This window comes from Enterococcus sp. LJL99 (assembly GCF_054871725.1).
Genome location: NZ_JBTXLT010000004.1, coordinates 269,632 through 285,459 on the forward strand (window position 1 = coordinate 269,632; position 15,828 = coordinate 285,459).

Below are 15,828 nucleotides of genomic sequence, written 5' to 3' on the forward strand. Positions count from 1 at the left end.
GAGTAATGCATATAGTCCAAAAGGATGGGAAAATGAAAATTAAACTTACCTTTTTGATTTTATTCTTTATAATTTTATTTTGTCGAACGAATGGAGTAGTATATGCTGCGAGTCAAGTTCCTACTGGCTTTACTCCATTGTTGGAGGCTCCTGGTATTCAAAAAGTTCCAGTTAGTGGTGGCTCGACAACTGAGATTTCTGGTGACTATGGGTCTATGCTGAAATTAACAGATAATGTTGTGTATAAGCCTACTGGGGTATATAAAACATTAAATGATACTCCAGGAAGTAAACATCCACTTGTTTATCAATTTAATCCAGCAGATGGGGATATCGAAAGAAGTGTCCTTGTTGAAAATGCCGGATTTTATAACGGAGAAAGTATTGATGTAAAATTTGTTATCGACAAAATGAATTTTAAAGTACAAACAGGAAATAAACAGCCTAGTTTTAATTTCGTTGCCGTATCACCAGCCGAAAAAAATGATAATGGATCTTATTATGATGTAAAAACAAAAGAAGATTTATATTTCTTTTCTGGTTCTGCAGGAGGGTATGGAATAGGCGATGATGTATATTCTTATGGGGATACGGTAGAGTATCATTATGAATTCTATAAACACGGAGAAACAACTGCATTTAATATGAAAGGCTCTTGGAATTTCTCTAATATCAATGTTTATAAATCTGTTGCATTCATTTTTGATAGTGATTTTCAAAATATGTATGTAAAAGATAGTAATTGTTCGATTGGCTATAAAGAAAATTCACCAGAAGTTGGGAAAACAGAGTTTTATGGTGGTTCTGAAGATGTTGGTTTAATGGAAAGTCGAATGACCTATCTATATGAAGCAAATCATTTTAATTTGATAATGAAAAATATGAATTATGATGATCAATTTCCTAATGCCTTAAATCCGATGGGTGTTTTGTATTCCAATGAATCTATTGCGAGAATTGGACCAAGTACACCTCTTGTAGTTGGAATGAAGAACGAAAGTAAACATTTAGAGGATGGTTATAAAAATTTACAATATTCAATCATTCAAAGTGTGGCTGATAATACCAAAGAAAATAGAAATACAAAATTTGCACTAACAAGTGAAGTTCCCAACTTTTATGATATTTCTGAGGTAAAGATTTATCAATATGGAACGTCTGATGAATACACAGATATTTTTACTATTACTGTCGATCCAACAGATAAAAATAAAGTGACCATAGAAGCGAAAGATCCAACAAGTGACAAATTCAATGGGAAAGTATTTGATATTAAAGTAGTCGCAAAAGCAAATGATCAATTTTCTTTTGATAAAGATTTGTATGGATATAAAACTGTAGGTTCAGATGGGTTTATGAATTTTGATCTAGGCGAAAGTACAAAAACATCTTATGAGTTTAATAGTTACATTAAAAAGACATTGTCTTCTAGTAAGACAACTAGGTCTGTTTCGCAAGTTTTATATGAAGGGGTGCCAGATGCTGATCCAAAAGCGAATGTAAAAATCCCTATTGATACAGATATTGAAACACAATACACGGATCCAGGAACAACATTTTTAGACAATGTTAGAGTGGATACAGATGATAACACGGGAGCTTCAGTAGATAGAAAAGTAACGGTTTCTTATAAAAAGCCGTTGCCTTCTACGGCAGCACTTGGAAAACAAACAGTGACTTTGACATTAACAACATCAAAGGGAATTACTAAAGATATTCCTGTAGAAGTAGAAATTGTTCCTACAACTGCTGATCTAAGAGTTCAATATAAGATTAACGGGACTGTTGATACTAGGTATCCGGATTATTTAAATTCAGATAATATGATTGGAGATCCGATTGATCTTACCACTATAACTGAAGTTACTGATATGATTACAAAAATTGAACAAGATGGGTATAAACTAGTGAAAAAACCAACAGAACAATTTACATTGGCAACTGGTGGGAATACTGTAGAATACGAGTTTGAAGGAATCTTATATTTATACTCTGCACCTAGTCTTTTAGACTTTGGTTTAGAAACAGCTTCATACAATGATCTTCGAGTTGAAGATGTAGCGATTGATAATCAATTGATTGTTGCAGATACGAGAGCTCAAAAGAAAGAGTGGGTTTTAACTGCAAAAGTTACACAAGAGTTTACGTCAGCAGATGGATCAAAAGTTATACCCAATATTTTAAGATACAATAATGGATCGAATGTTGAAGTTGATTTTCCATTGAACCAGGATCAAACAATAGAAAAAGCGACAAATGCTGATAATCAACTTAATGTGAGTAATTCATGGAAAAAAGGTAGTAAAGGATTTAAATTAGATATTCCTGCTAATTCAGTAAAAGAAGTAGGTAAATATAAGGCTAAAATAACATTTACTGTTGGAAATGCACCATAACTATAAAGGAGAGAGTAGTGATTGAATATGAAAAATAAACGAATGTCTATTTACCTATTTTCTTTTGTGGTTATGTGTATGTTTTTAGTACTAAAGCCCAATATTTGCTATGGTGTAGATGCGGAAGTGAAAACGAATGGAGAAATTGTTTTCACTGAAAGTTCAACAAGTCCGACAACTTCTACCTCTTCTTCAACTGACAAAATTGTTAGCAAACCCAAAGGGAAACTACCATCTACTGGGGAGCTCGTTCAAAAAAGTCTTGTAGTTTGTTTGATAGTTCTTGGTTTGTTTGCCGTTATTTTGTGGTGGAAAAAAAAGAATGAGAAAGTAGAGGGAGGTAAATGAAAAATTGTAAGATCATGCTCTTGTTTACACTCTCTATATTCCTAATATTAGTAGTGAATTCTCAACTAGTATACGCAGAAAACGCTAAGTCAGGAGATGCTGTGATTGATTTAAAACGGTATAAAGAAATGGAATCAATAATCCGGGATCCAGAACACCCAGAGAATGAGGTAGATCCAGGGGAAACGCCTCAGACCAAAGGAGATTTGCGATTTGATTTTGTTCCTAATTTAAATTTTGATACAGTGAAAATGACAAAAGACTCAGCAAAATTTTCTGTTAATGCTCAATTATTCCATGATAATACGACAGCAAGAGGGAATTTTATTCAAATTTCTGATTATCGAGATAATGCTGCCGGATGGACATTGCAAGTAAGGCAAGAGAATCAGTTTAAAAACAAAGATAGGTTAGGCGTTGAGCTTAAAGGAGCAGTAATTTCATTGGATCAAGCATGGACGAATTCAATTTATGATAAATCTTTAGCGCCAAACGTATCAAAAGAAGTTATTCGTATGAACAATATAGGTGATACGTATAGTTTAGCACAAGCTAATGAAAATCAAGGATTTGGAACATGGAGTGTTATCTTTGGAGCTTCTTCTGAAAATGTTAATGACAGATCCAATTCGTTATCTCAACGAAAAAATGAATTTGGAAAAGAGCTCATCGATCCAATTTTTAAAAAACCTGTAATGATGAATGACGCAATCTCATTGTCTGTTCCTAAAGGAGCAGTTACAGAAGCAGGGTCATACTCAACGGTGTTAACTTGGATTTTAGCCGAGTTGCCATAAATAGAAAAACAATTATTTTAGGAGGAAATGAAATGAAATTAACACAAAAATTATTAGGTACTGCATTACTTGCTACTGTAGCTGTGGGAGCTGCTTCAGGAATTAATAGTTCAGTAAAAGCGGCAGATACATCAAGAACTGGAGATGCAGAAATTGAGTTTACAGCGAAAAGCTATAGTTCAGATACATCTGGTGTTGTTCCGCCAGATCAGTCTACTCAAAGTACTACAGATACTAGACCTTTGCCAGATGGATCATTTATTGTTCAAGGTATGTCAAAATTGGTCTTTGCTTCACAAGAAGTAACAACTGGGGCAGTGACATCATTTGCAAAACCAACTACTGCAAATGATGGAGCGACTGATGGTACAGCTGTACCACGTCGTGCAAATTGGGTGCAATTCAAAGATGAGCGTTTAGTTGACAACCATTCTTATAAATTATCAGCTAAAATTTCTCAACCATTTACACAAACAGATACAGCAGCTGGGAAAACAAGAACAATTAAAGGTGCAACAATTCAATATAGCAATCCTGATCTTCAAGCAGATGAAGCAAACGAAGCGCTAAAACCAACCGTTGCCTATACTAAAATGGATCCACTAAAAGACACTGGTGAAGTCGTAGATATTTTTACAAATGATGATTCTGCCAATGCCTCATCAAAAGGTGCTGGAAAATATGCATTGTATTTTGGGAATACACTAAAAGATACTGATGATAAATCAATTGAGTTGAATATTCCACAAAACCAAGCAGAACAAATTTTCACAGGAAAATATAAAGCTGAAATCACTTGGATTTTATCAGATAGTATTTAAATTAATCATAATGGAATCTCAGCTCGAAATAGAAAACTATTGAGTCTCTACTTCGAAGCTGAGCTTCTTTTTGAAATGATAACGATGTTGGAAAGGGATTTTTATTTATGAAAAAAAAAGGATATTTACTTCTTTTATTCAGTTTATACATAGTCGCATTCTTTGGTTTTTCTGTTAACGCGAATGCACAACAAAATTTCACTTATGAAGTAGTGAAACCAGAAAATCAACAAGGAGATGTCAGTTATTTTAACTTACGAATGACACCTGGGCAAAAGCAAACGGTTGAAATTAGAGTGACAAATAGTGAATCTGAAGAACAAACAATAGATGTAGAGATTAATGGTGCAAAAACTAATTCAAATGGTGTTATTGATTATGGTGGATTAGCTATAAAAAATGACGATTCACTTAAATATGATTTCAAAGAGATTGTTAAAGGTCCTAATGAAATAACGTTAGCGCCAAATGAAACAAAGTCATTATTGTTAGAAATCGATATGCCAGAAGTAAGTTATGATGGAAAGATTATTGGTGGTATTACGATGAAATCTAAACCGACGAAGAAAGAAGAAGAAGAAAATAAAAAAGCAAAAGGTGTTATTAGTCAATATGCTTTTTTAGTTGGGATGGTTCTACAAGAAACGGATACACCAGTTGAAGTCAATTTGAAATTAAATAAAGTATACGCTGGATTAGCAAATTACCGTAATAGTATTTTTGCTGATTTTTCTAATGTAACATCAGAAATAGTGGAAGGTATGTCCGTTGAAATGGAAGTATCAAAAAAAGGTTCATCGGCTATTTTATATGATACGAAAAGAACAGATATGCGTATGGCGCCTAATTCGTTGATTGAATTTCCGTTAGAAATGAATGGAGATAAAATGGAGACTGGGGACTATAAGGCACATATTTTAGTAACTGCAAAAGATAATAAAAAATGGGAATGGAATCAAGACTTCAAAATAACAAAAGAAGAAGCGGATAAATACAATACACAGGATGTAGGGTTGGTTCAAGAAAGAGGCATTAATTGGAAAATTATTGCTGGAATTGTATTGGGAGTTATTGTCCTGTTCTTATTCGTCTTTTTCATTGTGCGAAAAATGAATAGGACTAAAAAGAATAAAATTAAACAAGTCAAGAAAAGTAAAAAGAAAAAAATGAATAAAACGAACAAGTAGAAAGGAATAAAATATGCTTTGGTTAGAGTATGGTTTTATCGGATTGTTATCATTATCAATTCTTTCTTTTTTCTTCTCTTTATTTTGTCTATTTAGTTTTTTTAAAGTTAAAAATATACTAAAAGGAACTAGATGGAAACAACGCCCAAAAAGTAAGCAAAAAAGAAAAAAGTGGCTGAGGGAAAAAAATATGCTACTGCAAAAAGGAAAAAAATATCTTAGTAGAAGTATAATCTTCTTTTTCGCTATTATTCTTTTTGCTGTTACAGCAGTTTATACTAGATATTATCAATTAACAACGTTACCCAACAACGATTCCAAAATTGTTGTTCAGGGATACTTATGGACCAGTGAATTGGAAAAAGAACTTAAAACGATATCTGAAGGAGGAAGTGTAGAAAAAATTTATCCTCAATTCAAAGAAGTTTCATCACTTTTAGCTTCAAATGGTGTTCAGCCAATTTCTATAGGTATGTCAGAAGAAGGAACAAAATTATTAAAACGTTATTATTCTTCGATGAAATCTGTTGGATCAAATTTATCTTACCTTAGACCAGAGCAATTAGAAGATAAAGAGACGATAGCGACTTACTTGAAAGATATAGATAAACTAAAACAAAGACAATCTGATGTATTTAAATATTTTAAAGTAAATGAGTCTGCACTTAAGCAAAAAAATTAGGAGACTCACGTTAATGAAAAAAAAAGACTTAAATAAAAGTGAAATAACAAAAAAAAGAAAAAAATATCGTTCCAGTCGTAATTTTTCTAATAAAAAGAAACGTATCATGAAAGAGAATAATTACGTAAACAAACTTTCTAAAAAAAATAGGAGAAAAAAGAAAAAAAGAAAACGAACCTTATTACTTAAAGAATTAATGATAAGTTTCTTGGTGATTTTTGTTTCTTTTATAATTCTAAAATCGCTTTTTTTTGGCTTTCCTAAAATTACTGGGTACGGGATGACGCCTCTTATAAACGATGGTGAGCGCGCTTTTTTGTTAAAGAAATCAACAATTAAACGTTTTGATATCATCTATTTTAAGTCTCCCAATAACAATCAACATATGGTTCGACGAGTTATTGGGTTACCAGGTGAAAAAGTTGAATATAGAAATGATGAACTATGGATCAATAATAAAATAGTTATAGAACGATTTATAAAAGCAGAAAAAAGTGATGCTGCTTTAAACAATCGTACGTACACAGAAGATTTTACTTTATTAGATTTTTCAACAGAAACGACCGTTCCAAATAATGCTTATTTTGTAATGGGAGATAATCGAGAATATGCTATAGATAGTAGAGAATTTGGGTTTGTAGATGCAAAAGAGAGTAAGGGTGTTATTAAAGCTATTCTTTTCCCATTTCATCAAGCAACAAGTTTTTAATTATTGGGTATAGTGATTGATCGTGTAATGGATTTTCACTTATTAGTCAAGGAGAAATAGATGTTTATCAAGAAAGACAAGGTAATGAATCAAAACAAAAAACAAGAATCACTAAAAACAAAAATTTATCATTATGCATTAATTTTTATATTTAGTTTATTTATTATTGTCATATTCACGAAGTGTGCTACGCATCATACAGATGGAGAATCAATGGCACCTACTTTAAATAATAATGAGCAAATACTTATTTGGAAAACTAAATCTATAAATCGGTATGCTGTAGTAACGTTCGCTTCTCAAATGGAAGATTCAGAATACTATATTAAGCGAATAGTGGGTATTGCTGGTGACGAACTGTATGTTAAAGAAAATTACTTATACTTGAAAGTGCAGGAAAGTGGACAAAGTGATTTTAATGAAGACATGGAGCTGATAAATCAGTTACCAGAGGGTGTTTTAAAAATATATGTTACGGATGAAGTTGCTCGAAACTTGCGAAATATCCATACTATTCCAAAAAACTATTATTTTGTATTAGGTGATAATAGTAAAATTTCGAAAGATAGTAGATTTTTTGGCTTAATCAATAGAGATCAAATTGAGGGGATAGCTATCTTTCGATATTTTCCATTTAAAAAAGTGGGCTTTTTAAATTGATATAAGTGTATTTTGGAGGAAAAAAGATAGTGAAAATAAAATTTTGGAACAAAGGGAAATTTATTGGTTTCTTTTTAAGCTTACTAGTACCAGTAATTATAATGATAGGTATTTACTATTCAATTGGAATTTATCCAGGAAGTGAAAAGACTATTCTTGCAAGTGATGCATTTGCTCAAACTGCTCCTTTTTTTGCAAGTTTTAATAATGTACTTCATGGGAAACAAAATATTCTTTATTCTTGGAATGCTTCTTTAGGTTTAAATTATTGGTCATTGATGGCATATTATATTAACGGAATTTTTAGTGTATGTATTGCTTTTTTTAGTAATAAGCAGATTCCTGATGCACTTTATATGATTTTATTACTAAAATTTGGTGCAATGAGTACTACTTTTTGGATTATGGGAAATAATATTTATAAATTACCACAAAAAATAATTGTTTGTTTAAGCATTAGTTATTCATTAAGTGGTTTTTGTATTGCATACTCTTTACAACAAATGTGGTTGGACGGCCTTATCTTTTTACCTTTGATTATATTAGGAATTCATCGATTAATGGATGAAAACAAACTGACAATACTCTTTATTTTTTACTTTCTTTTGTTTATATCTAATTTTTATATTGCCTTTATGGTTGGCCTGTTTAGTTTCCTATACTATATTTGTCGTTTACTGACCGATGTCCAACTATATAAACAGTCTATTTTGAATTATTTAATTACATCATTTTTGGCTGGTGGTGCCTCTATGATTGTCATTTTACCAACTGTTTTGGATTTAATGAATAATGGAGAAAGTTTAAATGAGGCAACTAATTTTTTTACAAGAAATTTAGGATTTTGGGATATTCCAGTAAAAACCATGGTAGGTGCATATGATACGAGTAAATATGGAAGTGCGCCATTTATTTATTTTGGTCTATTTGCAACTATTTTTTGTATTTTTTATTTCGTGAGTCCTAAGATTACCTTGAAAAATAAATTAATTTATGGTGGTTTAGTTATTGTATTAATAGCGAGTGTTTATATTGAGCCGTTAAATTTATTTTGGCATGGATTTCATTCTCCATACATGTTTTTATTCAGATTTAGTTTTCTATTGTCTTTTTTAGGATTACTACTAGCTGGATATGGATTAGAAAAGTATGAGGATAGTGATTTTAATCGATTGGTAAATTATATAATTGGATTAGCATTGACCTATATTGTTATTGTTATAGTTTCTAACAAAAAACGATATTTTTATATTAATAAATTGAGTATACTTCTAACATTGATTATACTTTTAATTTATTGTTTGTTACTTTTATTAAAAGGTCAAAAAAAGGTAAAACCAATAGTTACATCGCTTTTATTTATGTTTTTATTCACTAGTGAAATGACGTTAAACGCAAAATTATTAGTCGACGCAATATCTAGGGAATGGTCATATACACCTAGAAAAGCATACACAGAAAATTATGATGAAATTACTTCGTTGGTAGATTGGGCTCGATACGAAAATAAACATTTTTATCGTCTCGAAAATATAGACAAGTCAGGTAGAAACGATAGCTTTGTTTATGGTTACAATGGAGTTTCAATGTTTTCTTCAATTAGAAATCGTCACTCGTCTCAATATTTAGATAAATTAGGATTTCGATCGCAAGGAACTAATTTGACGATTCAATATAATAATAATACGTTAGTTATGGATTCTATTTTAGGGATAAAGTATAATCTAGCAAAAAAAAATCCACATAAATTTGGTTTTGAAGAAGTTAAAACGAATAAAAATTATAAGTTATTTGAAAACAAGTATGCATTGCCGTTAGGAATGTTAACAGATAAGGGGATTTACGAAAAGGACGTAGTCAATAATCAAACAGAATTGGTACAATACTTATCAAAAGAATCGATGCAACTTTTTTCTTATGCTGAAGCTAAAATGACTAAAAAAGAGAATGTTATTATAGAGGACAATGATACCGTTCTATCCTATTCGAAAGAAACGCCAGGTAAATATAGAAAAATGACATATGAGATAGCTGTTCCTGAAAACTCACAAGCCTATTTGAGTTTATATGGACAAGGTGTAGTAGATATAAAAACCATTACTAAGCAATGTAATAGCATTGGAAACTTAGAGGCAAGCGGTCAATATTACAACCTGGGTTATTATGAAAAAGCGCAAAAAATCAAAGTAGAGGTTTTGCTCTTAGGAGAAGACGTAGTTAATTTAGTAAAACCTACTGCAATGTTTCTAAACGTCAATAATTTTAAAAGTACTATAGATCAAATTAAAAAGAACGAAGTTTTTATTGAAACAAATGGACGAAAAGCAACTGCAAATGTAAATCTAACCAATGAACAAGTTCTATTTACAACTATTCCTTATGATAAAGGGTGGAGTATCTATGTTGATGGCAATAAGGTTGATACACCAGTATTTAAAGATGCTTTTTTAACAGTTCCATTATCCAAAGGCAAACATACAATCAAATTTGTTTTTTTACCACAAGGCTTTAAAATAGGCTGTAGTTTGTTTTTGATTTGTATAATCGGATTTGTTTTTTATAGCCATAGAAGTAAAAAAACGTTTAATCAAAAAAGGAGCATAATATGAAAACGAAGAAAGTCATTTTTGGATTGTTTTTTTTGCTAGTAACAATATCTGGGTGTGCTGCTTCGTTATCAAAAAAAGTAGATACATTTGAATCAGATGGAATAAGTTATGCAATACAGTTACCAAATAGTTGGGAAAAAAAAGATGGATTTGAAAACAAATATAGTAAAGAAATTATTTTTGGTGCAGAAGATAAAAAGAGTAATTCAAAGCTTTTAGTAATGGCACAAAGAAAAGAAAAGATGGAGTTTAATGATTCTTTTGGAAAAGAAATGAAAAAGAAGCTGGCGAAACAATATGGGTATCAAAAAGTTGACGAAATATATATGGATGAGTTCTCAATTGGAAAGAATAAAGGATTTAAATATACCTTAGATACAATGTTTGATGAAAAAGAGAGTTGGCTTCATCTATACTATATTGAAACAGAGAACAGTATTGTTCAATTAAATTTTTATTCAGCAAAAGATGGTTCGTACAAGGAAAGGGCAAAAATTATTGATGAATCAGCTAAATCAATAAAAGAAACAGCAGATGCTGGCCCGACAGATGAAACTTCTGATGAGACATTTCTATTTAAAAATAATGACTTTTCTATTCAAGTAACTGGTGTTTTGACTATGAAAGGAACCGAAAACACGAATTTACTGGCACTCAAATATTCTGTAAATAATACTGCTAATAAAGAGGATATAACTCCAATGATATGGACTCAAGCAATAGAAGTAAAACAAGGAGATTCAATATTAGAAACTGTAGAATTACCTAAAAACAATGCGGTTCTAGAAGTTTCAGAATTGTTTGAAAAAAGATTTGAAAAAATTTCAGTAGGAAATTCTTTAGAAAGTGTAGTTTTATATCAGTTAAAAGATACAAGTAACGTATTGTTAATACCTTCGGAAAAGATATTTCCAAATTCGAAAGCTATTCCATTGGAAATATTAAAACAAGAGATGACTTCAGGAGGAGAATAAGTGAGGAAAAAAACTTTTTTCATAGGAATAATAGCAAGTGTTCTTCTTTTTACATTAATTGGATGTACAAATAAAATTAAAACGCAAGATGTTGAGCATCAAAAATTATTATGGCGTGAAACAAGAGAAAAACCTTTCGGTCGATTTGATTATCCACAATTAACAGAACAAGAAGCGCTAGATCTGATGAAAACTAAATTTAATTTAAAGGTATCTAATTTTGCTGAAAAAACAGAAGAATTACTCAAAAAAGAGCTAATTACTTTAGATTTAAACGAAGAAGCAAAAGAATACTCATTGTATGCTACTGGAGATGAATTAAAATTAGTTGGATACTATCCAATGGATTTAGAAAGAAAGCCTGTTGTTACAGCAAGTATAGTATCAGAATATAAATTTGATAAAGAAAATAAAGAAGTCCGATTGACGTTTCAAAACATCACTATTTCAAAAACAAATGAGGCGTTCTCGTTCCCAGAAATTAATGGCGAAAGTTTGATAAAAGAGGTAGCTAAAATTGTTGATATTCCTGAACAAACTCAAAAACAAATGTTAACGAATTTTGAAAAAGATTATAAAAAAGTGGAGGAGCGTCCTGTGAATAGCAATATTGTTTTATTTGGAAATAAAGATGAAGCTAAGAGTAAGAAAGGTGTTTTTCAAACAATTTATGTAAAATTTGATCACAATCGAGAAATGAGTGAATTAAATGCTGTAGTTAGTGACTACACAGAATGATAAGAAGAATTAGTATTTCGTAAGCGGAAAGTAATAGAGTATCTTTAATAAAAAGGAGCCTTTAGTTATTCTTATATCAACTAAGAGTAATTGGAGGTTTTTTATATGCAAAAAATTCAAGATATTGTCCCAGTCACTTTAAAATCAGATGAACACAAACAACAATCCGCAAGTCAAAACATCTCTCCTACTAGTCAACCAAAGGTTGCACTTCAAGTTAAAAGGAACAATATCGAACTCACTATTTACAATGGCTGCAATAATTATATTTTAAACGCAGCACTTGAGGGGATGATTTCTCATAATCATTGATTATAAACAGCTAGAATCTGTCTATATCGTCTGCGGAAAAACAGATATGCGACGTGGTATCGATGGCCTCGTCTCCATTATTATGGATCAATATGAAATGGACGTGTATTCCAATGCATTATTTCTATTTTGCGGAAACCGTTCCAATCGATTTAAAGGATTATATTGGGAAGGCGATGGATTTATTCTTCTCTACAAACGGGAAAACTGCAATGGCCACGAAAACGGTCAGAACTAAAAGACTTGACTCAGCAACAACTTCGTTGGTTGTTAGAAGGATTGTGTATCGATCAACGGGAAAAAAATAGATACTGCCACTCCAAGGTATTTATCTTAAATTAAAAAATAGTGAATTTATCTACACATTATTAGTAATGATTGATATTCTATTAGTAATAAATGAAATTCTATTAGAAAAAATTAATCAATGAAGTGATAAGAAGTTTGACGGAACTTGAAGAACAATTAGTAAAGCAAAATGAGGCTTTGACAAAGGAATTGGCTCTTCTGAGAGAACAAGTTGATTTCTTAACGAAAAAATTATTTGGGCGTTCCTCTGAAAAAACAAGTGATTTAGCGGGAAAAGTCGATTTATTTGAAGAAGATACGTTTTTTAATTGTGCGGAGACAACTGAAGAAAAAAACGTAGTTGAGGAAATTCAGTATAAACAGAAAAAGAGGATTGGCTATAAAGCTGAATTGACAAAAGATTTACCGATAAAAGAAATGCACTGTGAACTTAAAGGAAAAGAGTGCACGTGTGATTGGTGCAATTCAACTCTTCATACTATCGGTAAAATGTCCGTTCATGAAAAAGTCATTTTTGTTCCTGCAACGATGTATAAAAAAGTCTATTATCAGCATGAGTATGAATGTCTTACTTGTAAAAAAGATGGTGCAGATGCCATAAAAAAGCGCCTGTTCCTAAGCAAGCCATTACTCACAGTCTTGCCTCTAGCCCATTTACATCACCAAAAGATTGAAATGAGCTTGCCATTTTATCGACAAGAAAAAGAGTGGGCAAATTATGGATTGGCCGTTTCACGTCGCACCTTAGCGAATTGGTTTATTAATAGTACAGAAAAATGGTTAAAGCCTATTTGGAATAAGCTCAAAGAACATCTCGTTCAAGAAGAACTACTTCATGCGGATGAAACCTACTACAGGGTTCTTTCTAGTGAAAAACAACATTCGTACTACCGGTTGTTTCGAACAATCGATCAAGCAAAACATCCAATCATTTTATTTCAGCATGAATTGACTCGTGATCGTTCCGTTCCACAGAAATTCTTGAACGATTTTTCTGGCTATCTTCATTGCGATGCGTACAGTGCGTATGGGACTGTTAACGAGGTGCCACTGGTCAATTGTTGGACTTATGTTTGAAGAAAATTTTTCGAATCGAAGAGATACCAACGCACCCAATCGAAAGCTGATCAAGGAGTTGTTTATTGTGATCGCCTTTTTCAAATCGAGCGGGAGATCAAAACGAACACACCACAAGAGAAGTATCATCTTCGCTTAGAAAAGAGTCAGCCAGTTCTTGACGAATTTTGGAATTGGATTGAATCCTTTCATGTATTGGGTGGGTTTAAATTGGGCAAAGTCGTAGGCTATGATGAACTTTTTAAAAGATGGTAGGTGTGCCCTGTCCAATAATCTTGCCGAACAAAACATTCGAATAACGACGTTTGGCAGAAAAAACTGGTATTTTTTAGCAAGTGCGGGTCAATAGCTAATGATATTTCTTATAGCTTGATCGATATAGCCAAATCTAATGGAGTCGACCCAACCAAATACTTAACGTTTTTATTTGAAAAACTACACAATCTTAAGGATTGCTCAAATTCTATCCAACTTGAAACTTATTTGCCTTGGGAAAAACAAGTTCAACTTGCTTGTAAATAAACGAAAAAAGGATTCACTCTGTTTAGTATACATGAGTGAATCCCTATTTGACATATACCCTATTACTTCCCGCTTACAGTATTTCTACGAATAGCTGTATAAATAAGTAAAATGAAGTAAATACTTGGAAAGTGAACACGCAAATAAAAGAGGAATTTTTTGAAAAAGTATTCAAAAGATTCCTCTTTTATTTTTGAAACTAGTTTAAATGAGCTAACTTATTTTTACGAAGGACCATCACATTATAAAACTTCCCCATTACTTGCAATCACTTGTTTATACCAATCAAATGATTTTTTCTTTGAGCGTTCTAAAGTTCCTTTTCCCTCATTGTCTTTATCCACATAAATAAATCCATAACGTTTTTTCATTTCTCCTGTTCCAGCAGAAACTAAATCAATAAAGCCCCAAGGTGTATAACCAAGTAAAGGAACACCATCGTATTCAACAGCTTCTTTCATCATTTCGATATGTGCTTTTAGGTAATCGATACGATATTGATCGTCGATTTGATGATCAGGACCGATTTCATCAATTGCGCCAAAACCATTTTCTACGATAAATAAAGGTAACTCATAACGTTCATTAAACCAATTCATTGCGTAGCGCAAGCCAAGTGGATCGATTTGCCAACCCCAATCAGAAGCTTCTACATACGGATTTTTTACTAAGTCGTTTGATTCGTCGTAATCAAATGCAGGCCCTTTATCATGGTCTTTAATTGCAAAGGACATATAGTAACTGAAACCAATATAATCCACACAACCAGTTTTCAATTCTTCTAAATCAGTTTCAGTAATATCTAAATCAAACTTCTTACGACCTAAATATTTGGTAATAAAGGTTGGATAATGTCCTCTAACATGCACATCAGTAAACCAATAACGTTTTTGCATAGCGCTGACTGAAGCCATCATATCTTTAGGGTCACAAGAATAAGGATAAATTGGGCACATTGCAATCATACAACCGATTTGGAAATCAGGATTGATTTCATGACCGATTTTAACGGCACGCGAACTGGCTACTAATTCATAGTGAGCCGCTTGATACATTGTTTTTTCGCGGTCTTCATCTTCTGTATATTTGATTCCAGAGTTTGTAAAAGGAGCAAAATCTTCTTCAAAATTGGCTTGATTGTTGATTTCGTTAAACGTCATCCAGTAGGTAACTTTATCCTTATAACGTTCGAAACAAACTTGAGCAAAATTTGTGAAAAAATCAATTAATTTGCGATTGCGCCAACCACCATATTCAGTAACTAAATGGTAGGGCATTTCAAAATGCGAAAGTGTCACAATCGGTTCAATACCATATTTTAAACATTCATCAAACAAATCATCGTAGAATTGTAGCCCAGCTTCATTAGGTTCAGCTTCGTCGCCATTTGGAAAAATTCGAGTCCAAGCAATTGAGGTACGGAAGCAATTTAACCCTAGCTCCGCAAATAATTTAACATCTTCTTTGTAACGATGATAAAAATCGATTGCTTCATGATTTGGATAATTTTCACTAGCTAGTACACCATCTGTGATTCGTCTAGGAACACCATTAGCTCCAACGGTCATTACATCAGCCACACTAATTCCTTTGCCACCTTGATTCCAGCCTCCTTCTAATTGATGAGCAGCAACCGCGCCACCCCACAGAAAATTTTTGTTTAAAATAGACATCAATATCATTCCTT

Annotated in this window: 13 protein-coding genes and 2 pseudogenes; 14 read left to right on the top strand and 1 reads right to left on the bottom strand. The window is 32.1% G+C overall.

Features of this window, described 5'->3' with window-relative positions:
• The first annotated feature begins 5 nt into the window (after window positions 1-5).
• From ACYSNW_RS08505 to tnpC, 14 genes and pseudogenes are all read left to right on the top strand, one after another.
• Entirely contained in the window at window positions 6-2,396 is a 2,391-nt protein-coding gene (locus tag ACYSNW_RS08505) for a WxL domain-containing protein (RefSeq protein WP_461744049.1), read from the top strand.
• A gap of 21 nt (window positions 2,397-2,417) precedes the next feature.
• Window positions 2,418-2,744 carry an LPXTG cell wall anchor domain-containing protein gene (locus tag ACYSNW_RS08510; RefSeq protein ID WP_461744050.1) on the top strand — a complete coding sequence of 109 codons (327 nt, stop codon included), beginning with the start codon at window positions 2,418-2,420 and terminating at the stop codon, window positions 2,742-2,744.
• Window positions 2,741-3,541 (top strand): WxL domain-containing protein, encoded by an 801-nt coding sequence (locus ACYSNW_RS08515; RefSeq protein WP_461744051.1) that lies wholly within the window; start codon window positions 2,741-2,743, stop codon window positions 3,539-3,541. Before ACYSNW_RS08510 ends, ACYSNW_RS08515 begins: the two co-directional genes overlap by 4 nt.
• A 32-nt stretch (window positions 3,542-3,573) precedes the next feature.
• The gene (locus ACYSNW_RS08520) at window positions 3,574-4,362 is read left to right on the top strand and encodes a WxL domain-containing protein (RefSeq protein WP_461744052.1); all 789 of its coding nucleotides are present in this window, start codon (window positions 3,574-3,576) and stop codon (window positions 4,360-4,362) included.
• A 107-nt stretch (window positions 4,363-4,469) separates the two neighbouring features.
• Window positions 4,470-5,549, top strand: a complete 1,080-nt coding sequence (locus ACYSNW_RS08525; protein WP_461744053.1) for a DUF916 and DUF3324 domain-containing protein — start codon at window positions 4,470-4,472, stop codon at window positions 5,547-5,549.
• A 43-nt stretch (window positions 5,550-5,592) separates the two neighbouring features.
• A complete protein-coding gene (locus ACYSNW_RS08530; RefSeq protein WP_461744054.1) occupies window positions 5,593-6,231 on the top strand; it encodes a hypothetical protein in 639 nt (212 codons plus the stop codon).
• Window positions 6,232-6,244: 13 nt separating this feature from the next.
• Window positions 6,245-6,940 carry a signal peptidase I gene (gene lepB, locus ACYSNW_RS08535; RefSeq protein WP_461744055.1) on the top strand — a complete coding sequence of 232 codons (696 nt, stop codon included), beginning with the start codon at window positions 6,245-6,247 and terminating at the stop codon, window positions 6,938-6,940.
• Between the two features lie 60 nt (window positions 6,941-7,000).
• The gene (lepB, locus tag ACYSNW_RS08540; RefSeq protein ID WP_461744056.1) at window positions 7,001-7,600 is read left to right on the top strand and encodes a signal peptidase I; all 600 of its coding nucleotides are present in this window, start codon (window positions 7,001-7,003) and stop codon (window positions 7,598-7,600) included.
• Window positions 7,601-7,629: 29 nt separating this feature from the next.
• Entirely contained in the window at window positions 7,630-10,209 is a 2,580-nt protein-coding gene (locus ACYSNW_RS08545) for a YfhO family protein (protein ID WP_461744057.1), read from the top strand.
• On the top strand, window positions 10,206-11,183 hold the full coding sequence (locus ACYSNW_RS08550; protein WP_461744058.1) for a DUF5067 domain-containing protein: 978 nt from the start codon (window positions 10,206-10,208) through the stop codon (window positions 11,181-11,183). Before ACYSNW_RS08545 ends, ACYSNW_RS08550 begins: the two co-directional genes overlap by 4 nt.
• Window positions 11,184-11,921 carry a hypothetical protein gene (locus ACYSNW_RS08555; RefSeq protein WP_461744059.1) on the top strand — a complete coding sequence of 246 codons (738 nt, stop codon included), beginning with the start codon at window positions 11,184-11,186 and terminating at the stop codon, window positions 11,919-11,921. It abuts the gene before it with no gap.
• Between the two features lie 105 nt (window positions 11,922-12,026).
• Window positions 12,027-12,233, top strand: coding sequence for a hypothetical protein (locus tag ACYSNW_RS08560; RefSeq protein ID WP_461744060.1), 207 nt, complete (start codon window positions 12,027-12,029; stop codon window positions 12,231-12,233).
• Between the two features lie 46 nt (window positions 12,234-12,279).
• Window positions 12,280-12,575: pseudogene (gene tnpB / locus ACYSNW_RS08565) on the top strand (IS66 family insertion sequence element accessory protein TnpB).
• A gap of 156 nt (window positions 12,576-12,731) precedes the next feature.
• Window positions 12,732-13,968: pseudogene (gene tnpC, locus ACYSNW_RS08570) on the top strand (IS66 family transposase).
• 415 nt (window positions 13,969-14,383) lie between these two features.
• Here tnpC and ACYSNW_RS08575 read toward each other — a convergent pair.
• The gene (locus tag ACYSNW_RS08575; protein WP_461744061.1) at window positions 14,384-15,814 is read right to left on the bottom strand and encodes a 6-phospho-beta-glucosidase; all 1,431 of its coding nucleotides are present in this window, start codon (window positions 15,812-15,814) and stop codon (window positions 14,384-14,386) included.
• Between the last annotated feature and the right edge of the window lie 14 nt (window positions 15,815-15,828).